This is a genomic window from Hyphomicrobiales bacterium, from assembly GCA_030688605.1.
Lineage (GTDB): Bacteria > Pseudomonadota > Alphaproteobacteria > Rhizobiales > NORP267 > JAUYJB01.
The window spans coordinates 1-21,171 of record JAUYJB010000174.1; the positions used below are offsets into that span (position 1 = coordinate 1).

Genomic DNA, 21,171 nt, shown 5'->3' on the forward strand with positions numbered 1-21,171 from the left:
GGTTTCGGCCCGCGAGGGCCAGGAGCTTAAATGGGTGAAACCGAACCGGCTCGCGGGCTTTCCGATGCCGCCGGCGGATGTGCCTCTCATCGCCCAACTGCAGGACCTCTTGTAGTTGCCGCTCGAGGGCCGCAAAACAGATCCGGCGAAGGAGCAGTCAGGTTGGGTAGCAAATCCGAATTGAGGTCCCGCTTGGCAGCGGCGTTGGGCGCGTTCCGGCATGACCAGCGCGGCGCCACCGCCATCGAATATGCGCTGATCGCCACCGCCGTGGCGGCGGCAATCATAGCCGTGGTCTTTACGCTCGGCGCTACGCTCCAGAGCGATTATTACCAGCCGGCTGCCGACAAGCTGAGCGGCGGCTAAATATCTTCCCCCTAGGGCCTGTTCCCTCTCCCGTGTCAACCGGCAATTCACCGGGACCGAAATCCATCTCGATCGGATTTCGGTCTTATCTATTTGGTTGAGCCTGTTCTTGTCGCAAAACCGGTTCCCACTTTTGCGGAACATGCTTCTTGGTTGAGCCTGTTCTTGTCGCAAAACCGGTTCCCACTTTTGCGGAACACGCTTCTTGGTTGAGCCTGTTCTTGTCGCAAAACCGGTTCCCACTTTTGCGGAACATGCTCTAGCGTCGGGGCCCTGTCTTCTCCCCGGCCGGAATCTCCCGTGTTCCCAGGGCATCGGCAAGGCGCATGCGCGCCGAGCCCGGGCGCAGCGGCCTTTGCTGGCTGTCATGCGGCCGCCAGCCGGTCGCGGTGACGATCTCGAAGGTCGCCGGAATGCGGCCGTCCGTTCCGGCAAAGCGCTCGGCGTAGATTTCCGCGGCGCGAAACAGCACCCCGCGCGGCAGGGCTGAGCGGCTGCGCTCGCTCATCACGTTGGTGGCGCCCATGGCCTTCAGTTCGCCCATCAGCTCGAACATGTCGGCGTAGCGGGCGGTGAGCCGGTCGGTGTCGGTGACCGGCAGGGCGAAGCCCGCCCGCTGCAGCAGGCTGCCCAGCTCGCGCACCTCGACGAAGGGCGACACACGGGGGCTGGCGCCGCCGCGCATCTCGATCTCGGCCGCGGTCAGCGCCTGGCGCAGCTCATAAAGCGTGTCGCCGCCGAGAAGGGCGGCAAGGAACAGCCCGTCCGGCTTCAAGGCTGCGGCGATCTGCGCCAATGCGCCGGGCAGGTCGTTGACCCATTGCAGGGTCAGGCCGGAGACGACGAGATTCAAGGATTCCGGCGCGAAGGGCAACAGCTCCTCGTCGCAGACAAGCCGAGGGCCGGGTTGGCCGGCAATCAGCGCCTGGCAGCGGTCGCTGCGCACCACCACGCCGACATTGGGAAGCGCCGCGATGGCGTCGGCAACCAGTCCGGTATGGCTGCCGATATCGGCGGCGCGCGCAAAGTCGCGCTTGATCAGCGACAGCCGGTCGGCGAAGTCGGCGGCGACCTCCTTGAGCAGAAAATCGGCTGACGCCATCGCCGCGGCAGCGCGGGCGCGCCGGCGGGCAAGCAGGGCGCGGTCGAATATGACGGGAACTCCCGGCATCGGTGAATATCCTTGCTCTCCTGACCTCTTGGATACCGTGCGCGGCTGGCGGAACGCAATGCGTCCATCTTTCCGTTCAACCGCAATCCGCATCGTGTAAGCTCCGGACACGCAAGCCCCGAAAACGGCAAGGACATGGAATATAAGGATTACTACAAGAGTCTCGGCGTCGAGAAATCGGCGACGCAGGACGAGATTAAACGCGCCTACAGGAAGCTCGCGCGCAAATACCACCCGGACCTGAACAAGGAAGCGGGCGCGGAGGAAAAGTTCAAGGAGATCGGCGAGGCCAACGAAGTCCTGAAAGACCCGGAAAAGCGGGCGGCATACGACCGGCTCGGCAAGGGCTACCGGCCGGGGCAGGAGTTCCGGCCGCCGCCGAACTGGGATGCGGGGTTTGAATTCTCGGGCGGCGATGGCGCGGGCGCGCACGAGTTTTCCGATTTCTTCGAGAGCCTATTCGGCGAGGCCATCCGTCAGCGGCGGGCGGACGGCGCGCGAACGCGGTTTCGCGCGAAGGGGCAAGACCACCACGCCAAGGTGCTTATCGATCTGGAGGATGCGTTCCATGGGGCGAAGCGCACGATCGTCCTGAAACTGCCCGAACTGACCGAGAACGGGCATTTGGCCATGCGCGAACGCAAGCTCGAGACGACCCTTCCCAGGGGCGTGCGCGAGGGCCAGCATATCCGCCTGAAGGGCCAGGGCGCGCCGGGGCTGGGCGGCGGCGAGCCGGGCGACCTTTATCTGGAGATCGCCTTCGCCCCGCATCCCGTCTACAACGCGGACGGCTCCGACCTGTATCTCGATCTGCCGGTGACGCCCTGGGAAGCCGCGCTTGGCGCAAAGGTCAAGGTGCCGACGCCCGGCGGGGTCGTCGACCTGAACGTTCCCGCGGGCTCCCGGCAGGGGCGGAAGCTGCGGCTCAAGGGGCGCGGCCTTCCGTCCAGGCGGCCAGGCGATCTGTATGTGACATTGCAGATTGCCCTGCCGCCGGCCGACAGCGCCGCGGCGAAGAAGCTCTACGAGCGGATGGCCAATGAACTCGACTTCGACCCGCGCAAGAACCTGATGCGCGACGCGCGGCAGGGCGAGCGGGACCGCGCGAAATAGCAACAGGGGAGGTCTGGCATGGCCGGTGAAATCCTGAGCGAGAAAAACAAGCTGGCCCTGCAAGAGGTCTGCGAACGGTGCGGCCTGCCCGAGACAACGGTCCGGGCCTATGTCGAGGAAGGCGCGATCGAGGTTGAAGGCGATCGCGTCGCACGATGGCGGTTTTCCGAAGTGACTGTCGTGCGGGTGCTGAAGGCGCACCGGCTGGAGCGGGATCTGGGCCTCAATCCCGCCGGGGCGGCGCTTGCCCTCGACCTGATAGAGCAGATCGACGAGTTGAAAAGCCAGCTCAAACGGCTGGAGAAGTACGTGCCTTAGGCCATGCTGTTGCCGCGCCTGGCCGCGGCGGCGCGGGCGCGCCTTTGGGCCAGCAGGGCACGGTCGAATATGACGGGAACTCCCGGCCTCGGTGAATGTCCTTGCTGCGGTGCACCCCACCGTTACTCCCATTGGCCGCTTGCCGTCAAAGGAGCGCGAGACGAGGCGTGCTCGCTATGAGCTGCGTGCCCGGGACTTCATGGGAACTCTGTCGTCTGCTATTGTCCACGCTGGTGCGAAATTCACCAGTGGCCAAAAGTCATGGTGGATGGTCGGCAGCCGACAATGGTCAAATTCATTTCGCAGTAGAGGTAGAGAGAATCGCATGGCCAAAGCCTTTACGACACCCAATGAGGCCACGCTGCAGGCGGAAAACACCGAGCTCCGCCAATTGTTGGCGCAGGCCCGCATAGACGCCTCGCAGTTGCTTGTAAAAGCTGGATTTGATTCCACGGAGCAAGAGTCTGCCGCGCGTTTGCAGCGCCTGCTGCTGGAGGAGTTGCATCATCGCGTGAAAAACACGCTTGCAACGGTAATGGCGATCACCTCGCAAAGCCTGAAGTACGCGACGAGCATGGAACGAGGACGGGAAGCCATTGCACACCGGCTGATTGCGTTAGGTCAGGCACACGATATACTCCTGCAAACAAGCTGGACCGGCGCGAATCTTCCGGAACTCGTGCGCGCCGCCATCAAACCCTTTGACTCACCTGATTCGGGACGATTTATCGTTCGAGCGGCAGAGATCGATGTTGGCCCGGCCGCGGTAATGTCCCTCGCCTTGGCACTCAATGAACTGTGCACGAATGCGACAAAGTTCGGTGCGCTGTCCAACGCCGAGGGGCATGTCGAAATTACATTGGTGCTCGATGAAAAAGCGCAACGTTTCAAACTGATCTGGGCCGAGAAGGGTGGCCCCGCTGTCAAAGAGCCGACCAAGAGGAATTTTGGGACGCAGCTCATCGAGAGCAGCCTTGCCCGGCTGCTCCATGGTGATGCTCGATTGCGGTTCGAACCCTCGGGCGTCGTATGCGAGTTCGATTTTCCCCTCGCCTCGTTACGGTCGTCCTAGCGGCGACCCTGCTGGCTCAAGCCTTCGCGCGAGGAGCATTTTCCTCTAGCATCGGGTTCATGGATGGCGTCTCGGCAGACAGGGCTCCCGCCACGCCGCAGCAGAACGGAGGTGGGGCGCGGGCGCGCGCCCTCTCCCGCGCGCTGGTCGATTTCCTGCTGCCGCCGCAATGCGCCGCCTGCGGCGCGCGCATCGACGCTCATGGCCATGTCTGCGGCACGTGCTGGCGCGCCCTGCGCTTCATCGCGCCGCCCTTTTGTCAGCGGCTCGGCATACCGTTTGCGATCGACCCCGGCTTTCCGGCGGTGAGCGCTCGGGCGGCAAGCGATCCGCCTGCCTATGACCGGGCCCGCGCCGTGGCGCTGTTCGACGACGTCTCGCGGGCGATGATCCACGCGCTCAAATATCGCGACCGCCACGATCTTGCGCGCATGATGGGAGGGCTGATGGCGCGCGCCGGCGCCGAGCTGTTGGCCGATGCGACCCTCATCGTCCCGGTGCCGTTGCATCGCGGCAGGCTTTGGTCGCGCCGCTTCAACCAGTCGGTCCTGCTTGCCCGCATCGTCGCCGAGGCGGCGGGACTTCGCTTCGCGCCCGACGCCCTGATACGAACCCGGCCGACCGCGCACCAGGTCGGGCTGACCGCCGAGCAGCGCCGGCGCAACGTCGCCGGCGCCTTCGCGGTGCGCACCGACTGGGCCGGCCGCCTCAAGGGCCAGCGCATTCTTCTTATCGACGACGTGCTGACCACCGGGGCGACGGTGGAGGCCTGCGCCCGGGTCGCCCGCCGGGCCGGCGCCGAACGTGTCGACGCCCTGGTTTTCGCCCGGGTTGCGCAGATCATCGAGGCGCCCATATAGAGCCCATATGGAGCCATGCCGCCGCAGACCTGCTCAAGCGCGGGGGCATGGTCTATAATGAAATTGACCCGACATTAACGGGATAGAGGCGAAACTTGATCCGTCCGAACCGGCGGTGGCGGTGAGCAAGAAGGATCGGGCCAATGGGCGAGCAGACCTTCACGGCAGCCTGCGTGCAGCTTCGCGCCGGCCAGAACGTGGCCGCCAATATCGAGGCGGCCGAGGCGCTGATCCGCGAGGCGGCGGCGACCGGGGCCCAATATGTGCAGACGCCCGAGCAGACGGCGCTGATGGAGCTACGCTCCGAGGTCCTGTTCGCCAAAATCGTGGCCGAGGACGAGGACCCGGCGCTCGCGCGCTTCAAGGCGCTTGCCGCCGAGCTCGGCATCTGGCTTCACATCGGCTCGCTCGCCATCCGCGTTGCCCCGGACAAGGCCGCCAACCGCGCCTTCGTTCTTGCGCCCGACGGGGCCATCGCCGCCCGCTACGACAAGATCCACATGTTCGACGTCGACCTGCCGAACGGCGAGACCTATCGCGAATCGCGGAATTACCGCCCCGGCAAGGAGGCCGTCACCATGGATTTGCCCTGGGGCCGGCTCGGTTTGAGCATCTGCTACGATCTGCGCTTTGCCTATCTCTATCGGGCCCTGGCGCAGGCGGGCGCCGACTTCCTGGCGATCCCGGCGGCGTTCACCCGCCAGACCGGGCAGGCTCACTGGCACGTGCTGCAGCGGGCGCGAGCGATCGAGACCGGCTGTTATGTGATGTCCGCCGCCCAGGGCGGAACCCACGAGAACGGGCGCGAGACCTTCGGCCACAGCCTTATCATCGCCCCCTGGGGCGAGGTGCTGGCGGAAGCCGGGACCGACCCTTGCGTGATCACCGCCAAGATCAACCCGGCCGCCTGCGCCGAAGCGCGGGCGCGCATCCCGGCGCTGCAACACGACCGCGGCTTCACCTTGCGCCAGGCCGGCAAGGCGGAAGCCGCCGAATGACGGCATGAGACTATGATCCGCTACCGGCTCACTTGCGACAACGGCCACACCTTCGACGGCTGGTTTTCCCGATCCGCCGCCTTCGACGAACAGAAGGCCTCAGGCCAGCTCGAATGCCCGGCCTGCGGCAGCAACCATGTCGACAAGGCGCTGATGGCGCCCGCGGTTCCGGCCAAGACAAGGACCAAGTCAAGTGCCACGACTGGGGCCGAGGGCAAAGCCCAAGGCGCCGACAAGCCGCAAGCCGTCTTTCAAGCCGATCCCAAGGAGGCCGAGCTGAGGACGGCGCTGCGCAAGCTGCGCGAGCATGTGACGGCGAATGCCGACTATGTCGGCGACCGGTTCGCCGAAGAGGCGCGCAAGATCCACTACAAGGAGGCCGAAAGCCGCGGCATCTACGGCGAAGCATCGACCGACGAGGCGAAAAGCCTGCGCGAGGAAGGCATCGAGTTTCATCCCCTGCCGGTCCTGCCCGAGGACCGCAATTAGGCTCCGCGCCAGGGGGTGGACAATCCCTTCCTCGATGCACAAATAAGAACGTCTCGAAACAGGAAGGTCGGAACCGCCATGTCCATTCGCCCCGTCAAGCGCATCATCGAGTCCAAGCCCACCATGGAAGGCGCGGGCGTGAGGCTGCGCCGGGCCTTCGGCTTCGGCGACACCGGCGAGTTCGACCCGTTCCTGTTGTTCGACGATTTCCGCAACGAACGCCCCGACGACTACAGCGCCGGCTTTCCCTGGCATCCGCACCGCGGCATCGAGACCATCACCTACGTGCTCGCCGGAACGGTCGACCATGGCGACAGCCTCGGCAATCAGGGGACGCTCGGCGCCGGCGACGTGCAGTGGATGACCGCCGGCAGCGGCATTCTCCACCAGGAGATGCCGAAGGGCGACCCCAACGGGCGCATGCACGGCTTTCAGCTCTGGGCCAACCTGCCCTCCTCGCTGAAGATGACCCAACCCCGCTACCAGGACATTCCGGGCACCGAGATCCCGGAGATCGTCGATGACGACGGCACCCGGGTCCGGGTCGTCTGCGGCGAGTTCTGGGGCAAGCGCGGCCCGGTCGACGGCGTCGCCGCGGACCCGCGCTATCTCGACATCTGGGTCCCGCCGGGCCGGCGCAAGAGCCTGCCGGTCGAGACGGAGCGGCACGCATTCGCCTATGTTTTCGACGGCTCGGGGACATTCCGCGACGCCTCGCAGCCTTTCGGCGTCCTCACCGAAAAGGCAGTCGACGGGGTCGATGCGCTGATCCGCGAGCAGACGGGCAACCGGTCGCTGGTCCTGTTCGACTCCGGCGACGAGGTGACGGTGCAAGCCGGCGAGGAGGGCATCCGCTTCCTGCTGGTCTCCGGCAAGCCGATCAAGGAGCCGGTTGCCTGGTACGGGCCGATCGTGATGAACACCAACGCCGAATTGCGCCAGGCGATCGCCGACCTCAACGACGGCAGTTTCATCAAATAGGGCCGGGCGCGCCGGCCGAGCCGCGCTCGGTTGGCGTTCACCAAATTGGGGGCCAGGTTCGTTGCCGGGATTGACGTTTGCCGCCAGAGCGTCCATATGTGGGGCATTCGATATTTCGGTCTGCCTTGCTGCACTGGCCCAAAAACGGCCCCCTTCAAGACATCGCTGAATTCGGATGAGAGCCCGCGCGATGGTCGTGCGGGCAAAACGCGTTTCGCGTCGTCAACAAGGAGGCCCTCATGGCCACTGGTACTGTTAAATTCTTCAATCACAATCGCGGCTTCGGCTTCATCGAGCCGACCGACGGAGGCCCGGACGTATTCGTTCACGCGACCGCCGTCGAGAGCGCCGGCCTTCCGGCCCTGACGGAAGGGCAGAAGGTCAGCTACGAGGTTAAGGTCGACGAGCGGTCCGGCAAGTCTGCCGCGGCCAATCTTCAGAACGCCTAGCCTTTCGATCTGTTCGGAATTGTCCGGCGCCTCGGCGCCGGGCAATTCTTCCCAATGCGTTTCCGGGACATGGTCCCAAGATTTCACCCAGCAACCCTGAAAGGAGAATGACCCTGCAAGTTATCGTTCGGGACAACAATGTCGACCAGGCCCTCAGGGTCCTGAAGAAGAAGCTTCAGCGCGAAGGCCTTTTTCGCGAGATGAAGCGCCGCCGGGCGTATGAAAAGCCGTCCGAAAAGAGGGCGCGGGAGGCGGGCGAGGCCATCCGCAGGGCCCGCAAGGCCGCGCGCAAGCAGGCGCAGCGCGAAGGCCTGATCGCCAAGCCGCGGACCACCAGGCCAGCTGCTTTCGGCGGCCGGCGTTAGCTCCCCGGCTTCTCCGCCACCAGCATGTAGTTGACGTCGGTGTCGGCGCTTTGCAGCCAGGCATCGGCGAGCGGGTTGTAGATGACCCCGACGGGCTTGCGCGCGCGTAAGCCCGCTGTGCCGAGCGCCTTTTCCAATTCCAACGGCGTGACGAACTTGTCCCAGCGGTGGGTGCCGCGCGGCAGCCAGCGCAGAATGTATTCGGCGCCGACGATGGCCAGCGCGAAGGCCTTCAGCGTGCGGTTCAAGGTGGCCATGAACATCAGCCCGCCGGGCCGCACCAGCCGGCCGCAGGCGTCAAGAAACACCCCCACATCGGCGACGTGCTCGACCACCTCCATGTTGAGCACCACATCGAAATCCTCGCCGGCCTCCGCCAGCTCCTCGGCGCCGGCACAGCGATAGTCGATCTCAAGCCCCTGCTCGCGCGCGTGGGCCCGCGCGGTCTCGATATTGTTGTGCGAGGGATCGACGCCGACCACGTCTGCGCCGAGATTGGCCATCGGCTCGCATAGCAGGCCGCCGCCGCAGCCGATGTCGAGGAGCCGCAGGCCGGAAAAGCTGTCCGCGCGGCGCGGGTCGCGGGAAAAATGCGCGCAGACCTCATCGCGGATGAAGGTGAGCCTGACCGGGTTGAGCTTGTGCAAGGGGCGGAACTTGCCGTGCGGGTCCCACCATTCGGCCGCCTGCGCGGAAAAGCGCGCAACCTCGTCCGGGTCGATGCTGGTGGCGCCGGCGGCGCCCTTTCTTGCCTTCGTCCTGGTGTTCGCCATGGTCGCTCCCGTGTGCGGCCATTAGCTCCATGCGGGCGGGACCTTGTCAAGGTTGCGGGCGGCCCGGCTTGCGGATATGTAGGGCCGCCCTCTCGCGCGGCTCGGCGCGCAGGCAAGTTGGGAAATCCAGTCCCCCATGGCCCGCATCGTCATGAAGTTCGGCGGCACTTCGGTCGCCAATGTGGAACGGATCAAGACCGTCGCTCGTCACGTCGCGCGCGAGGTCGCGGCCGGTCACGAGGTCGCCGTTATCGTCTCGGCCATGGCCGGCAAGACCAACGAGCTGGTCGCCTGGACGCGGGAGACGGCGGTGCTCCACGATGCGCGCGAATATGACACGGTGGTGGCCTCCGCAGAGCAGGTGACGACGGGCCTGCTCGCCATCGCGCTGCAGGAGATCGGCGTCTCGGCGCGCTCCTGGCAGGGCTGGCAGGTCCCGATCGAGACCGACGACGCGCACGGCACGGCGCGAATCAGGGCGATCGACGGCAAGGTCCTCATCGAGCGCCTCAAGGAGGGCCAGGTCGCGGTCATCTCGGGCTTCCAGGGGGTGGCGCCGTCGGGCCGCATTACGACGATGGGGCGTGGCGGCTCGGACACCAGCGCGGTGGCCGTTGCCGCCGCCCTCCATGCCGACCGCTGCGACATCTACACCGACGTCGACGGCGTCTATACGACCGACCCGCGGATCGTCGCCAAGGCGCGCCGCCTCGACCGGATTTCCTATGAGGAAATGCTTGAAATGGCCTCGCTCGGCGCCAAGGTCCTGCAGACCCGCTCGGTCGAGCTTGCCATGAACCACCATGTCAAGGTTATGGTTCGCTCCTCCTTCGCCGAGCCGGAGAGCCTGGCGCCGGCGCTGTCGGCCAATGAAGTGCGGATCGGGACCCTTGTTTGCGACGAGGACGAGATCGTGGAACAGCAAATCGTCAGCGGCATCGCCTATTCCAAGGACGAGGCCAAGATCACCCTGCTCAAGGTCGAGGACAAGCCGGGCGTTGCAGCCCGCGTATTCGGGCCGCTCGCCGAATCCAACATCAATGTCGACATGATCGTCCAGAACGTGTCCGACGACGGCCGCTACACGGATATGACCTTCACCGTCCCGGTCGCCGATTACGAGCGCGCCGAAAAGGTGATCAGCGCGGCCAAGGCGGATATCGGCTACAAGGAGCTGCGCGGCTCGACCAACATCGTCAAGATCTCGGTCATCGGCGTGGGCATGCGCTCCCACGCCGGCGTCGCCGCCAAGATGTTCCGGGCGCTTGCCGACAAGGGAATCAACATTCTGGCCATCACGACCTCGGAGATCAAAGTCAGCATTCTCATCGACGCCGCCTATACCGAACTTGCGGTGCGCACGCTGCATTCGCTATACGGGCTCGACAAGAACTGACGGCGGGCCGGGGTTCCGGCCGATTTATAATTCGCAACACGCTGTTTCCCGGACCGGTCGGTTGATGCCGGCCCGCAGGAAAGGACCTGATTTCATGCGTGGCACGCTGGTTGGCCCGCGTGTTCTGCTGCGCCGCCTCCGCGAAACCATGGCGGAGCCGATCGGCGCGCAAGAGCGGCTCGACAAGATCGTGGTCTCGATCGCCTCGAACATGGTCGCCGAGGTGTGCTCGATCTACGTGCTGCGCGACAACCAGACCCTGGAGCTCTATGCGACCCAGGGCCTCAATCCAGGGGCGGTGCACGCGACCAGGCTGAGGGTCGGCGAGGGGCTGGTCGGCCTGATCGCGGCGGAAGCCAAGCCGCTCAACCTGACCGAAGCCCAGGACCACCCGGCTTTCGCCTATCGGCCGGAGACGGGCGAGGAGATCTACCACTCCTTCCTCGGCGTTCCGATCCTGCGCGGCGGCTACACGATCGGCGTCCTGACGGTCCAGAACCAGGCCCGGCGGGTCTACTCGGAAGAAGAGATCGAGGCGCTGCAGACCATCGCCATGGTGCTGGCCGAGATGTTGGGGGTAGCCGAGTTCGAGGCGATGCCGGTCTCCGGCGCCGAGGCCGCTCGCGCCAAGCCGCACCATCTCGGCGGGCTGTCGCTGTCGGAAGGTATCGCGCTCGGTCACGCGGTGCTGCACGAGCCCAAGATCGTGGTCACCAACCTGATCGCCGAGGACGTGCAGCTCGAAACCGGCCGGCTCAACGCCGCCATTGCCGAGTTGCGGGGGTGGAGCGACAATATGCTGGTGAGCGGCGATGTCGCCCGCGCCGGCGACCATCGCGACGTGCTCGAGGCCTATCGCATGCTCGCCCATGACCGCGGCTGGGCGCTGCGCATGCTGGAGGCGGTGGCCACCGGCCTGACCGCCGAGGCCGCCGTCGAGCGGGTGCAAAGCGACACCCGCGCCCGGATGATGCGGCAGACCGACCCGTTCCTGCGCGAGCGCCTGCACGACCTCGACGATCTGGCGAACCGGCTGTTGCGCATTCTATCGGGGCGCACTCTGACGGCGGCGGCCGGCAAACTGCCCAAATCCGCCATCATCGTCGCCCGCAATATGGGCCCGGCGGAGCTGCTCGACTACGACCGCACGCGGCTGCGCGGCCTGATCCTGGAAGAGGGCGGCCCCAACAGTCACGTCGCCATCGTCGCCCGGGCCCTCGATATCGCCACGGTCGGTCAGGTCTCGGGCCTGATCGAGGCCGTCGAGGCGGGCGACCCGGTGGTCGTCGACGGCGATTCCGGCGAGGTCCATATCCGCCCGCCCGCCGACGTGGAGGCCGCCTATGCCGACAAGGTGCGTTTGCGCGCCACGCGGCAGGCCCAGTATGCGGCGTTGCGCGACACACCCGCCGTCTCCAAGGACGGACAGCCGATTGGACTGTTGATCAATGCCGGGCTGATCGTCGAATTGCCGCATCTCGTCGACACCGGCGCTGCCGGGATCGGCCTCTACCGCACCGAGTTCCAGTTCCTGGTGTCGGCGAACTTCCCGCGCATGCGCGAGCAGGAGAGGATCTATGGCGCCGTCCTGAACGCCGCCGGCGACAAGACGGTGGTGTTCCGCACCCTCGACGTCGGCGGCGACAAGGTGATGCCGTTCCTGCGCCACGCCCATGAGGAGAACCCGGCGATGGGGTGGCGTGCGATCCGCATGGCGCTCGACCGCCCGGCGCTGTTGCGAACCCAGCTCCGCGCCCTCTTGCACGCGGCGGCGGGCCGGGAGCTGCGGGTGATGTTTCCGATGATCACCGAGGTCGCCGAGTTCGACCTCGCCAAGGAGTTGCTCGAACGCGAGGAGCAACATCTGAAGCGCCATGGCCACGGCGTGCCGACGCGTATCATGGTCGGCGCGATGATCGAGGTGCCGGCGCTGCTGTGGCAACTCGATTCGCTCATGCAGCGGGTCGACTTCGTCTCGGTGGGCAGCAACGATCTGTTGCAGTTCCTGTGGGCCTGCGACCGCGGCAACGCGCGCGTCGCCGGCCGCTTCGACCCGCTAAGCCCGGCGGTGCTGCGGGCGCTGAGAGCGATCGTCGAGCGCGCAAAAGCGCACGGCAAGCGGGTGGCGCTTTGCGGGGAGCTCGCCGGCCGGCCGCTCGAGGCGATGGCGCTCATCGGCATCGGCTTTCGCTCGATTTCCATGTCGCCGGCCTCCATCGGCCCGGTCAAGGCGATGATCCTCGGCCTTGACGTCGCCGCGCTCGAAGCGGAGATGAAGCGGCTGATGGACTCCAACATCGCCAGCCTGCGCCAGGCGCTCACGGATTTCGCGGCCAGCCGCAACGTGCCCGTCTGACGGCGTGAACGGCCAGATCGGCTCCCCGCCGCGGCTCTCCCCTTCAAGGGGCTTGAGGTTTTTCGGCCCGCGCCGTCTTATAGGGGACACAGGGCAGACGGGGGCGGGCCATAATCCGATGCGGATTCTCTCCATTGAGGAGATCCCGACCGGCTTCGACGAAGTGATGTCGGCGCAAATCTCCGAGCGGCGGCAGGTTCTGGGCGTTTCCCTTGCCGACGCGGCGGAGGCGACGGGAGCCGAATTCCGCGAGCTGGCACTGATCGAGAACGGCAATTTGGCTGCGTTCTCGGACTCGGAGCGGCTGCGCCTTGTGGTGCTCGCCTATTGCGACTATCTGGGGCTCGAGCCGGGGCCGGTGCTGGCGCGCCTGGAGGTCTATACCGACTGGGAATTGCTCAATCCGCCAAACCTATTCGCGCTGCGCGGCCCCGAGGAGCCGTTCGATCGGCCGCGCCCGAGCCTGAGCTTCCTGGCTTTTGCTATGGGAATGGTCTTCCTGGCCGGTCTGCTGGTGCTGCATTTGGTCGGCCGCTAGCAGAGGCCTGGGTGGCCTTTCCATCGCCATCGATTGCGCTCGCGCGGTTCCGGGCCATATGGAACCAATTGACCGCAAACCGCTCTAGGCTTAACCGATATTCGAACGTAGCCAAGCGCCGTGCGCGCCCGCGCCGTTTGTGCCCGCGCGGGCAATAGATACCCGCAGCCCCATGATCAGCGTCGAGAAGCTCAAACCATTGGTCGACCGCTTCGAGGCCGTGCAGGCGGAACTCGCGACCTCGCCGGAATCGCAGACCTATGTTCGCCTGTCGCGCGAACTCTCCGAGCTCGGGCCGGTTGTCGAGGCGATTCACGCCATCGAGGCGGCCCAGCGCGAGCGCAACGACCTCGGCGAGATCATCGAGGATGCCAAAAGCGAGGCGGATATGCGCGCGCTGGCCAGGGAGGAGCTGGGCGATGTCGAGCAACGGCTTGCCGAGCTCGATCATCGACTGAAAGTCCTGCTTCTGCCCCGCGACGCGGCCGACCAGCGCAACGTGATCCTGGAAGTGCGCGCCGGAACCGGCGGCGAGGAAGCGGCGCTGTTCGCAGCCGACCTGTTTCGCATGTATCAGCGCTACGCCGATGACCAGCGCTGGAAGGTAACGGTGCTGTCGGCAAGCGAATCGGGAGCCGGCGGCTACAAGGAAGTCATCGCGTCGGTGGCCGGCAAGGGCGTCTATGCGCGTCTGAAATACGAATCCGGCGTGCACCGGGTGCAGCGGGTGCCGCAGACCGAGGCGAGCGGCCGCATCCATACCTCGGCGGCGACCGTTGCGGTCCTGCCGGAGCCGGAGGAGGTCGATGTCACGATCGACGACAAGGACCTCAGGATCGACGTCTACCGGTCGAGCGGCCCCGGCGGCCAGTCGGTCAACACCACTGATTCGGCGGTGCGCATCACCCACCTACCCACCGGCCTAGTGGTCATCCAGCAGGACGAAAAGTCGCAGCACAAGAACCGGGCAAAGGCGATGAAGGTGCTGCGCGCGCGCCTCTACGAGATGGAGCGCGAGCGGGCCGACGCCGAGCGCGCGGCGAACCGCCGCGGCCAGATCGGCACCGGCGACCGCTCCGAGCGCATCCGGACCTATAATTTCCCGCAAGGCCGGGTGACCGACCACCGCATCAACCTGACGCTCTACAAGCTCGACCGGGTGCTCGCCGGCGAAGCGCTCGACGAGATCATCGACGCGCTCGCCAGCGAGGACCAGGCCGCCCAATTGTCGGCGATCGAGACGGTGGAGGCCGGCGATGGCTGAGCTGCAACTCGCGCCCCAGCCGCCGCAAACGCTGCGCTCGGCGTTCAACCGGGCAGCGCGCACCCTTGCCGCCGCCGGTATCGGGACGGCCGGACTTGATGCTCGCCTCCTCCTCTCCCATGTGCTGGGTCTCAGCCACGAGGATTTTATCGCCGCGCCGGCACGGCTCCTGGACGCGGCAGATGAAGCGCGTTTCGACGCTTTGATGGCGCGGCGCCTCGCCGGCGAGCCGATCGCGCGCATTTTCGGCGTCAAGGAATTCTGGGGCCGCGACTTCGTTCTCGGCGCGGAAACCCTGGTGCCGCGCCCCGAAAGCGAGCTTCTGGTCGAAGCGGGGCTCGACGCGTTGCGCGACGGGACGCCGGGCGAAAGCGCGCGGGTCGCGGATGTCGGCACCGGGTCGGGATGTCTTTTGATCTCGATCCTCGCCGATCACCAAAGCGCCCATGGGCTCGGCGTCGACATTTCGCTTTCCGCCTTGCGCATCGCCGCCGCCAACGCCGCCCGCCATGGCGTCGCCGACCGGGCGCGCTTCGTACGGGCGAACTGGCTCGAGGCGCTGGCGCCCAAGTTCGATTTGATCGTGGCCAATCCGCCCTATGTCCCAAGTGCGGCGATTGCGGCGCTGCCGAGGGAGGTCGCCCGGTTCGATCCGGCCGCGGCGCTCGACGGCGGGTGGGACGGCCTTGCCGCGATCCGGGCGATCGCCACCGCCGCGCCAGCGCGCCTCAACTCAGGTGGCGTGCTTTTGGTGGAGGTCGGCGCCGGCCAAGCCCACGCGGCGGCCGGCCTCTTCGCCGACCATGGGCTCACGGTCGACCGGGGGTGCGACGTCATGTGCGACCTTTCCGGCATCGCGCGGGTCGTGCGCGGGCGCCGGGCGCGTTAACGGGACATAAAAAAATTTCTTGGAAAGTGGGGGCGAAGGGGCTAGGGTCCGACCACGATTTGAGAGCCGCACACGGGTTCGCCTGAAATGAGCGGATTGGCGTCTGTAATGTGACGGTGCGGCACCATCACGGCATCTGGCACGGCATCTGGAAGGTTTGCTTGCAACGACCGTGCGGTCGTGGCCATCGCTTGGGAACAAATTTCGAAGACGCACCGGCGAGAACGCGGTCGAGCGCGTCTGGGATTTATGTGATGGCCTGCTCTGTAGATTGCGACGCGCGCTGAATTCGACGGGACGGAGCCGATAACGGCGTGGGCATTGGCGCGGCGCGCGGTCCGGGGATGACCCGGACGATTATTGGGGGTCCGTAAGGATCCCGAACGGGGGAATTCGGAATTTTCGGCTTCGATATGCAGCGCCGTTCGCCGGAGCGCTTGCAGAAACCGAACGCATTGGTGTCCACAACAGAAGCATTCAAACCATGAGACAAGGTCAGCAGAACAAGAGAATGCGCGGCCGCGGCCGCAAGGTGCAGGGTTCGCTCAACCGGGTTTTCGAGAGCAACGGCCCGGATGTGAAAATTCGCGGGCCGGCGAGCCATATCGCCGAAAAATACCTGAACCTTGCGCGTGACGCCCAGTCCTCGGGCGATCCGATCTCGGCGGAGAACTATCTTCAGCACGCCGAGCACTATTTCCGCATCATCTCCTCCGCCCAGACCCAGATTCAGCAACAGGCACCGCAGCAGCAACAGCCGCAGCCGGCGTTCGACCAGTCCGGCGCGGAGCTGAACGGCGCAGCCAGGGAGCAGGTAGGCGGTTCGCCTTCGGTCGCAGCGCAAGAACATGGCGGTGATGAGGAACCACGCGCGCAGGCAGGCGCCGAGGAACCCTCCCGCAAGTCGCGCCGCCGGCGCGGGACCGACGGCAGGGCCCAGGGGGCCAATGGCCACGACGCGGCGAGCGAGACCAAGGCGGACGAGGCAGGCACGAGCGATGAGGATGCCCAGTCCCCTGTCGAGGATGCGGAGGTCGGCGGCGAAAAGCCGGCGGAATCGGCAGTCTGATTACAACTCAGCGATCCATCGAGGCGAGCGGATGGTGCTCGCGCACCAGGCGCTTCAGCCGTTCCTCCAGCACATGGGTATAGATCTGCGTCGTCGATATGTCGGCGTGACCGAGCAGCTGCTGCACCGCGCGCAGATCGGCGCCGTGGGCGAGGAGGTGGCTGGCGAAGGCATGACGAATGACGTGCGGCGACACCAGCTCGGGCGCGATGCCGGCCGCGACGGCAAGCGCCTTCAGGTCGCGGGCGAGCGACTGGCGCGTCCACACCTCCGAGCGGCCGCTTGAAGGAAACAGCCAGCGCGTTTGTCCGCCCCTTTTCGCCTGGCTCTCCAGCAAGGCCGCGTAATCGGCCATGGCCTGTTTAGCGGCGTCGTTCAGCGGCACCAAGCGCTCGCGCCCGCCTTTGCCCTTGACGGTCAGGAACCGCCCTTCCACATGCGCCGCCGCTCGCGGCAGCGCCACCAGCTCGGAGACCCTGAGGCCGGTCGCATAGAGCACCTCCAGAAGGCAATAGAGCCGCATCGCCCTGAACCGCGCGGCCACTGCCGCTTCGGGCGCAAACGCTCTGGCGCGCGCGGTCTCGAGCAGGCGGTCGACATCCTCCTCGCTCAGCACCTTCGGCAACGGCCTCGCCCTGCGCGGACTTTCAATAGTGCCGGTGGGGTCGTCCCCACGCACGCTCTCCGCATAGAGAAACTTGTGGAACTGGCGCAGCGCTGACAGCCGCCGCGCGGTCGAGCTCGCCGCCAGCCCTGCCTCCGCAAGACTTCCCAGATAAGCGCGAACATCCTCGACGCGGCCCGCGGCGAGCTTCCGGCCACGGCGGTTAAGGAAGCCGGCATAGCCGAGGAGGTCGGCGCGGTAGGCCTCGATCGTCTTCGCCGCCGCGCCGCGCTCCGCGCCGAGCATCTCTAGAAAGGCCTCCAGGTGGTGCAGGCCCCCTGGTTGCCTTTCGTCGGCTTTCCGGCGCGCGTCCATTCCTAGAGCGGGATAGTATGAGATTGAACCATTCTGACGGAGCGCCTTTGCGACAAGGTCAAGGGATTCGGCGCCGGCCATACCGAGGCGTACGGCCAAGCCAAAGCCCGCAGGATTTGGCGCGAGTGCGCCCGTCCCACCGGTCGCGCCGCGCGCACCTTCTGGCGCATCGCCACGCCGCTCGCGAAACAGAATTGATCCAATCTCATACTATCTCGCTCTTGGTCAGGGCAGCTGGTCTCGCGGGATCTTAAAGGTCATTTCACGCTGTTGCGGCTGGACGAACTCGGCCAGCGCGAACATGCCGCCAAAGGCGATGCCAGCGATGATGCCGCAGACGATGAGCAAGCGAACGAGCGTGAACATCGCAGACGCTCCCGAGCGAGACATGAGCCGTGTGACCGGCACTATGCGCCGATTCTCGGCAAATGCGAACACCCCTGCCGACCAACGCCCTTCACCGGATGGCAACCTGCGGGCAGGCAAAATACATTGTCGCCCGGCCGCTGTTGTGAAACTTATGGCGCGGCGGCGAGAGAATTGGCGATGGACACGAAGCAAAAGGACCGACAGGCCGTAAGCGCCGCGCTGGTTGATGCGCTCGGGCCGCGCAGTATCGTCATGGTCGGCATGATGGGCGCCGGCAAGACCACGGTCGGCCGCCGCCTCGCCGCCCGGCTCGGCATTCCATTCACGGATGCGGACGCCGAGATCGAGCATGCGGCCGGGCAGTCAATTGGCGATATATTCGCCAATCACGGCGAGGAAGCCTTCCGCGACGGCGAGCGGAAGGTCATCGCCCGGCTGCTCGAGTCCGGGCCGCAGGTTCTGGCAACCGGCGGCGGCGCCTTCGTCTGCGACGAGACCCGCGCCCAGATCGAGAAGGCCGGAGTTTCGGTGTGGCTGCGCGCCGACTTCGATACACTGATGCGCCGCGTGCGCCGGCGCTCAACAAGGCCGCTGTTGAGCGGTGACGACCGCGAGCAGGTCTTGGCGAAACTGATGAGCGAGCGCTATCCCGTCTATTCTCGGGCCGACGTAACGGTAACCACGCGCGACGTCCCCCACGAGGTGATCGTCGGCGAGATCGTCAAGGCGCTCATGGCGCATTTCGGTCTTGCCGAGGCAACGGCGCAAGGGGACCACGATGAGCCTTGATGATGCCGTGACGCAAGCGACCAAGGCCGAGATCACCATCGATCTCGGCCCGCGCAGCTATCCGATCCTGATCGGAGCCGGGTTGCTGGCCGAGGCCGGCCGCCTGATCGCAACCCATGCGCCGGCGCGGCGCGCAATGGTGATCACCGACGAGACGGTGTGTCGGCTGCACGGCGGGGCGCTCGAAAAATCCCTTGCCGCAGCCGGCCTGCCCGCGAGCGTGATCACGATTGCCCCCGGCGAGGCCTCGAAAAGCTTCGCCGAGACCGAGCGCGTGAGCCGGGCCGTGCTTGGGGCCGGAATCGAGCGTGGCGATCTGGTCGTCGCCTTCGGCGGCGGTGTCGTCGGGGATCTGGCCGGCTTCGTCGCCGGCATCGTTCGCCGCGGCATTCGCGTCGTGCAAATTCCGACGACCCTGCTGGCCCAGGTCGATTCCTCGGTCGGCGGCAAGACCGGCATCAACACCGCCGAAGGCAAAAACCTCATCGGACTGTTCCATCAGCCGAGCCTCGTCGTCGCCGACATCGACCTGCTCAATACCCTGGCTCCCCGGCAGCTTCGCGCCGGCTACGCGGAAGTGGTCAAATACGGGCTCATCGGCGATGCGCCCTTCTTCGAATGGCTGGAGGGTCATGTCGACGCGCTTCTCGCCGGCGACGGCGCGCTGCGGGTCGAGGCGGTGCGGGTAAGTTGCGCCGCCAAGGCGGCGATCGTCGCCGCCGACGAGCGCGAGCACGGAGGCCGCGCGCTGCTTAATCTCGGCCACACATTCGGCCATGCGCTGGAGGCGGCGACCGGATATTCGGACCGGATGATTCACGGCGAGGGGGTCGCCATCGGCATGTGCCTGGCCTTCGCGCTGTCGGCGGAGCTGGGTTTCTGCAAACCGGCAGTTGCGACCCGCGTCAGCGCTCACCTTGCGCGCGCCGGCCTGCCGACCCATATCAGCGATATCCCAGCGGCGCTTCCCGACGCCGCCGGCCTCATCGGCCTGATGCAACAGGACAAGAAAATGAGCGCCGGCCGCCCGATCTTCATTCTGGCCCGCGGCATCGGCCGCGCCTTTATCTGCGGCGATGTCCCCGTTGACCGGCTGCAGGCGTTCCTGGAAACCAAATTGAAACGACCATGAGCATCGAACTGATCTTTACGCTTGCGGCGATCGCCGCACTACTGGTTCTGTCCGCCTTCTTTTCCGGCTCCGAGACGGCGTTGACCGCGTCGTCGCGGGCGCGCATGCACCATCTGGAAAACAGCGGCGACAAGCGCGCCGGCATCGTCAATCGGCTGATGGCGCGGCGGGACCGGCTGATCGGCGGCCTTCTGCTCGGCAACAATCTGGTCAACATCCTCGCTTCGGCGCTGGCGACCGGCGTTCTGGTCAGCCAGTTCGGTCCTGCCGGGGTCGTTTACGCCACCTTGATCATGACCGCCCTGGTGCTGATCTTCGCCGAGGTGCTGCCGAAGACCTACGCCTTCTCGCAACCCGATCATGTAGCGCTGAAGGTCGCGGCCTCGGTCCGTTTCGCCGTCTCGCTGTTTGCGCCCCTGACCATGGCGGTACAGTCCGTCGTGCGCCTGACCCTGCGGCTCATCGGCGCCAAGCCGAAGGCCAGCGGCGACCTCTTGACGGTACACGATGAATTGCGCGGCGCGATCGACCTGCACCACCGCGAAGGCGCCGTCGTCAGGGACGACCGCTACATGCTCGGCGGCATCCTCGATCTGAAGGACCTTGAAGTCTCCGACATCATGGTGCACCGGACCAACATGGTCTCGGTCAATGCCGGCGATCCGCCGGAGAAGATCGTTTCCGAGGTCCTGTCATCGAACTTCACCCGCATTCCCCTGTGGCGCGACAGCCCGGAAAACATCACCGGCGTGCTGCACGCCAAGGATCTCGCCCGGGCGATCACCGAGGCCGAGGGCAAGCTTTCGGAGCTGAAGATCGGCGAGATCGCAACCGATCCCTGGTTCGTGCCCGACACGACGACGCTCGCCGACCAGCTCGACGCCTTCCTCAAGCGCAAGGGCCATTTCGCGCTCGTCGTCGACGAATATGGCGAGGTCATGGGCTTGGTCACACTCGAGGACATCCTTGAAGAGATCGTCGGCGAAATCGTCGACGAGCACGACGCCGTCGCCACCGGCGTCCGCCCGCAGGCGGACGGGACGGTGACCGTCGACGGCTCGGTGCCGATCCGCGACCTCAACCGCGCCATGGACTGGCACCTGCCGGACGAGGAGGCGACGACCATCGCCGGCCTGGTCATCCACGAGGCGCGCATGATCCCGGACCAGGGCCAGGTCTTCACCTTCCACGGCTTCCGCATCGAGGTGCTGCGCCGCCAGCGCAACCGCATCTCGCTTCTGCGCATCGGCCCGGTGCGCGGCAAAGTGCCGACTGCCGTGAAGGGCACCACCGCCAAGCCCGCCGCGGACACGCCCGCGTCTTAGATTCCGTCCTGGATTTCGACGGGACGGATCAACCTAGAGCGGTTCATGGTAATAGGGAACCATTTGACCGGGATGATTTTGCGCCGTGGCCAGGCGCGGCTCGCCGGGCG

24 protein-coding genes are annotated in these 21,171 nt (G+C 66.0%); 20 read left to right on the forward strand and 4 right to left on the reverse strand.

Annotated elements, in window-relative coordinates:
- Together Q8P46_18075 and Q8P46_18080 are read left to right on the forward strand one after the other, a co-directional pair.
- Positions 1–115 (forward strand): 8-oxo-dGTP diphosphatase MutT (locus tag Q8P46_18075; protein ID MDP2622053.1); only part of this gene is annotated, 115 nt, incomplete at its 5' end.
- A gap of 77 nt (positions 116–192) precedes the next feature.
- Positions 193–366: a Flp family type IVb pilin gene (locus Q8P46_18080; protein MDP2622054.1), complete on the forward strand. Its 174-nt coding sequence runs from the start codon at positions 193–195 to the stop codon at positions 364–366.
- A gap of 259 nt (positions 367–625) precedes the next feature.
- Here the strand turns inward: Q8P46_18080 and Q8P46_18085 are convergent, their stop codons facing one another.
- Positions 626–1,537 carry a methyltransferase domain-containing protein gene (locus Q8P46_18085; protein MDP2622055.1) on the reverse strand — a complete coding sequence of 304 codons (912 nt, stop codon included), beginning with the start codon at positions 1,535–1,537 and terminating at the stop codon, positions 626–628.
- Between the two features lie 135 nt (positions 1,538–1,672).
- On the opposite strand from Q8P46_18085, the gene Q8P46_18090 reads away from it, so the two are divergent.
- From Q8P46_18090 to rpsU, 9 genes are all read left to right on the forward strand, one after another.
- Positions 1,673–2,650: a DnaJ C-terminal domain-containing protein gene (locus Q8P46_18090; GenBank protein MDP2622056.1), complete on the forward strand. Its 978-nt coding sequence runs from the start codon at positions 1,673–1,675 to the stop codon at positions 2,648–2,650.
- Between the two features lie 18 nt (positions 2,651–2,668).
- Positions 2,669–2,968, forward strand: coding sequence for a chaperone modulator CbpM (locus tag Q8P46_18095; protein ID MDP2622057.1), 300 nt, complete (start codon positions 2,669–2,671; stop codon positions 2,966–2,968).
- Between the two features lie 325 nt (positions 2,969–3,293).
- Positions 3,294–4,040 carry a sensor histidine kinase gene (locus Q8P46_18100; protein MDP2622058.1) on the forward strand — a complete coding sequence of 249 codons (747 nt, stop codon included), beginning with the start codon at positions 3,294–3,296 and terminating at the stop codon, positions 4,038–4,040.
- Between the two features lie 59 nt (positions 4,041–4,099).
- Positions 4,100–4,900, forward strand: coding sequence for a ComF family protein (locus Q8P46_18105; GenBank protein MDP2622059.1), 801 nt, complete (start codon positions 4,100–4,102; stop codon positions 4,898–4,900).
- A gap of 143 nt (positions 4,901–5,043) precedes the next feature.
- Positions 5,044–5,898 (forward strand): carbon-nitrogen hydrolase family protein, encoded by an 855-nt coding sequence (locus Q8P46_18110; GenBank protein ID MDP2622060.1) that lies wholly within the window; start codon positions 5,044–5,046, stop codon positions 5,896–5,898.
- Positions 5,899–5,910: 12 nt separating this feature from the next.
- On the forward strand, positions 5,911–6,387 hold the full coding sequence (locus Q8P46_18115; GenBank protein MDP2622061.1) for a DUF1178 family protein: 477 nt from the start codon (positions 5,911–5,913) through the stop codon (positions 6,385–6,387).
- A 78-nt stretch (positions 6,388–6,465) separates the two neighbouring features.
- Entirely contained in the window at positions 6,466–7,368 is a 903-nt protein-coding gene (locus tag Q8P46_18120) for a pirin family protein (GenBank protein ID MDP2622062.1), read from the forward strand.
- 239 nt (positions 7,369–7,607) lie between these two features.
- Entirely contained in the window at positions 7,608–7,817 is a 210-nt protein-coding gene (locus Q8P46_18125; protein ID MDP2622063.1) for a cold-shock protein, read from the forward strand.
- 113 nt (positions 7,818–7,930) lie between these two features.
- On the forward strand, positions 7,931–8,182 hold the full coding sequence (rpsU, locus tag Q8P46_18130) for a 30S ribosomal protein S21 (protein MDP2622064.1): 252 nt from the start codon (positions 7,931–7,933) through the stop codon (positions 8,180–8,182).
- On the opposite strand, the gene ubiG is transcribed toward rpsU, so the two are convergent.
- Positions 8,179–8,955, reverse strand: coding sequence for a bifunctional 2-polyprenyl-6-hydroxyphenol methylase/3-demethylubiquinol 3-O-methyltransferase UbiG (gene ubiG / locus Q8P46_18135; protein ID MDP2622065.1), 777 nt, complete (start codon positions 8,953–8,955; stop codon positions 8,179–8,181). The two genes, rpsU and ubiG, sit on opposite strands and share 4 nt — an antisense overlap.
- A 136-nt stretch (positions 8,956–9,091) precedes the next feature.
- On the opposite strand from ubiG, the gene Q8P46_18140 reads away from it, so the two are divergent.
- The 6 genes from Q8P46_18140 to Q8P46_18165 all read left to right on the forward strand — a co-directional run bounded on the left by Q8P46_18140 (position 9,092) and on the right by Q8P46_18165 (position 16,467).
- Complete coding sequence (locus tag Q8P46_18140) at positions 9,092–10,351, forward strand: aspartate kinase (GenBank protein ID MDP2622066.1); 1,260 nt, start codon at positions 9,092–9,094, stop codon at positions 10,349–10,351.
- Between the two features lie 94 nt (positions 10,352–10,445).
- Positions 10,446–12,707, forward strand: coding sequence for a phosphoenolpyruvate--protein phosphotransferase (ptsP, locus tag Q8P46_18145; protein ID MDP2622067.1), 2,262 nt, complete (start codon positions 10,446–10,448; stop codon positions 12,705–12,707).
- 118 nt (positions 12,708–12,825) lie between these two features.
- Positions 12,826–13,245 (forward strand): helix-turn-helix domain-containing protein, encoded by a 420-nt coding sequence (locus tag Q8P46_18150; protein MDP2622068.1) that lies wholly within the window; start codon positions 12,826–12,828, stop codon positions 13,243–13,245.
- A gap of 172 nt (positions 13,246–13,417) precedes the next feature.
- On the forward strand, positions 13,418–14,509 hold the full coding sequence (prfA, locus tag Q8P46_18155; protein ID MDP2622069.1) for a peptide chain release factor 1: 1,092 nt from the start codon (positions 13,418–13,420) through the stop codon (positions 14,507–14,509).
- Positions 14,502–15,398 (forward strand): peptide chain release factor N(5)-glutamine methyltransferase, encoded by an 897-nt coding sequence (gene prmC, locus Q8P46_18160; GenBank protein ID MDP2622070.1) that lies wholly within the window; start codon positions 14,502–14,504, stop codon positions 15,396–15,398. The genes prfA and prmC overlap by 8 nt, the downstream gene beginning before the upstream one ends.
- A 484-nt stretch (positions 15,399–15,882) precedes the next feature.
- Entirely contained in the window at positions 15,883–16,467 is a 585-nt protein-coding gene (locus Q8P46_18165) for a DUF4167 domain-containing protein (GenBank protein MDP2622071.1), read from the forward strand.
- Positions 16,468–16,474: 7 nt separating this feature from the next.
- Here Q8P46_18165 and Q8P46_18170 read toward each other — a convergent pair whose 3' ends face one another.
- On the reverse strand, positions 16,475–17,446 hold the full coding sequence (locus Q8P46_18170; protein ID MDP2622072.1) for a site-specific tyrosine recombinase XerD: 972 nt from the start codon (positions 17,444–17,446) through the stop codon (positions 16,475–16,477).
- A 225-nt stretch (positions 17,447–17,671) separates the two neighbouring features.
- On the reverse strand, positions 17,672–17,812 hold the full coding sequence (locus Q8P46_18175; protein MDP2622073.1) for a histidine kinase: 141 nt from the start codon (positions 17,810–17,812) through the stop codon (positions 17,672–17,674).
- A 180-nt stretch (positions 17,813–17,992) separates the two neighbouring features.
- Here Q8P46_18175 and Q8P46_18180 point away from each other — a divergent pair, with 180 nt between their 5' ends.
- Genes Q8P46_18180 through Q8P46_18190 form a run of 3 tightly spaced genes read left to right on the forward strand, consistent with a single transcriptional unit; the run spans position 17,993 to position 21,061 of the window.
- Entirely contained in the window at positions 17,993–18,604 is a 612-nt protein-coding gene (locus Q8P46_18180) for a shikimate kinase (protein ID MDP2622074.1), read from the forward strand.
- Positions 18,594–19,736, forward strand: coding sequence for a 3-dehydroquinate synthase (gene aroB, locus Q8P46_18185; GenBank protein MDP2622075.1), 1,143 nt, complete (start codon positions 18,594–18,596; stop codon positions 19,734–19,736). Before Q8P46_18180 ends, aroB begins: the two co-directional genes overlap by 11 nt.
- Positions 19,733–21,061, forward strand: coding sequence for an HlyC/CorC family transporter (locus Q8P46_18190; GenBank protein MDP2622076.1), 1,329 nt, complete (start codon positions 19,733–19,735; stop codon positions 21,059–21,061). The genes aroB and Q8P46_18190 overlap by 4 nt, the downstream gene beginning before the upstream one ends.
- The last annotated feature ends 110 nt before the right edge of the window (positions 21,062–21,171 follow it).

What these genes read in the sequence shown, in the direction of transcription:
- Q8P46_18105 (MDP2622059.1), top strand. Translation starts at nt 4,100, where the DNA reads ATGGATGGCGTCTCGGCAGACAGGGCTCCCGCCACGCCGCAGCAGAAC.
- Q8P46_18110 (MDP2622060.1), top strand. Translation starts at nt 5,044, where the DNA reads ATGGGCGAGCAGACCTTCACGGCAGCCTGCGTGCAGCTTCGCGCCGGC.
- Q8P46_18180 (MDP2622074.1), top strand. Translation starts at nt 17,993, where the DNA reads ATGGACACGAAGCAAAAGGACCGACAGGCCGTAAGCGCCGCGCTGGTT.
- Q8P46_18190 (MDP2622076.1), top strand. Translation starts at nt 19,733, where the DNA reads ATGAGCATCGAACTGATCTTTACGCTTGCGGCGATCGCCGCACTACTG.
- prfA (MDP2622069.1), top strand. Translation starts at nt 13,418, where the DNA reads ATGATCAGCGTCGAGAAGCTCAAACCATTGGTCGACCGCTTCGAGGCC.
- ubiG (MDP2622065.1), bottom strand. Translation starts at nt 8,955, where the DNA reads ATGGCGAACACCAGGACGAAGGCAAGAAAGGGCGCCGCCGGCGCCACC.
- Q8P46_18100 (MDP2622058.1), top strand. Translation starts at nt 3,294, where the DNA reads ATGGCCAAAGCCTTTACGACACCCAATGAGGCCACGCTGCAGGCGGAA.
- Q8P46_18125 (MDP2622063.1), top strand. Translation starts at nt 7,608, where the DNA reads ATGGCCACTGGTACTGTTAAATTCTTCAATCACAATCGCGGCTTCGGC.
- aroB (MDP2622075.1), top strand. Translation starts at nt 18,594, where the DNA reads ATGAGCCTTGATGATGCCGTGACGCAAGCGACCAAGGCCGAGATCACC.
- Q8P46_18095 (MDP2622057.1), top strand. Translation starts at nt 2,669, where the DNA reads ATGGCCGGTGAAATCCTGAGCGAGAAAAACAAGCTGGCCCTGCAAGAG.
- Q8P46_18170 (MDP2622072.1), bottom strand. Translation starts at nt 17,446, where the DNA reads ATGGACGCGCGCCGGAAAGCCGACGAAAGGCAACCAGGGGGCCTGCAC.
- Q8P46_18165 (MDP2622071.1), top strand. Translation starts at nt 15,883, where the DNA reads ATGAGACAAGGTCAGCAGAACAAGAGAATGCGCGGCCGCGGCCGCAAG.
- Q8P46_18140 (MDP2622066.1), top strand. Translation starts at nt 9,092, where the DNA reads ATGGCCCGCATCGTCATGAAGTTCGGCGGCACTTCGGTCGCCAATGTG.
- prmC (MDP2622070.1), top strand. Translation starts at nt 14,502, where the DNA reads ATGGCTGAGCTGCAACTCGCGCCCCAGCCGCCGCAAACGCTGCGCTCG.
- ptsP (MDP2622067.1), top strand. Translation starts at nt 10,446, where the DNA reads ATGCGTGGCACGCTGGTTGGCCCGCGTGTTCTGCTGCGCCGCCTCCGC.
- Q8P46_18120 (MDP2622062.1), top strand. Translation starts at nt 6,466, where the DNA reads ATGTCCATTCGCCCCGTCAAGCGCATCATCGAGTCCAAGCCCACCATG.
- Q8P46_18085 (MDP2622055.1), bottom strand. Translation starts at nt 1,537, where the DNA reads ATGCCGGGAGTTCCCGTCATATTCGACCGCGCCCTGCTTGCCCGCCGG.
- Q8P46_18115 (MDP2622061.1), top strand. Translation starts at nt 5,911, where the DNA reads ATGATCCGCTACCGGCTCACTTGCGACAACGGCCACACCTTCGACGGC.
- Q8P46_18175 (MDP2622073.1), bottom strand. Translation starts at nt 17,812, where the DNA reads ATGTTCACGCTCGTTCGCTTGCTCATCGTCTGCGGCATCATCGCTGGC.
- Q8P46_18150 (MDP2622068.1), top strand. Translation starts at nt 12,826, where the DNA reads ATGCGGATTCTCTCCATTGAGGAGATCCCGACCGGCTTCGACGAAGTG.
- Q8P46_18090 (MDP2622056.1), top strand. Translation starts at nt 1,673, where the DNA reads ATGGAATATAAGGATTACTACAAGAGTCTCGGCGTCGAGAAATCGGCG.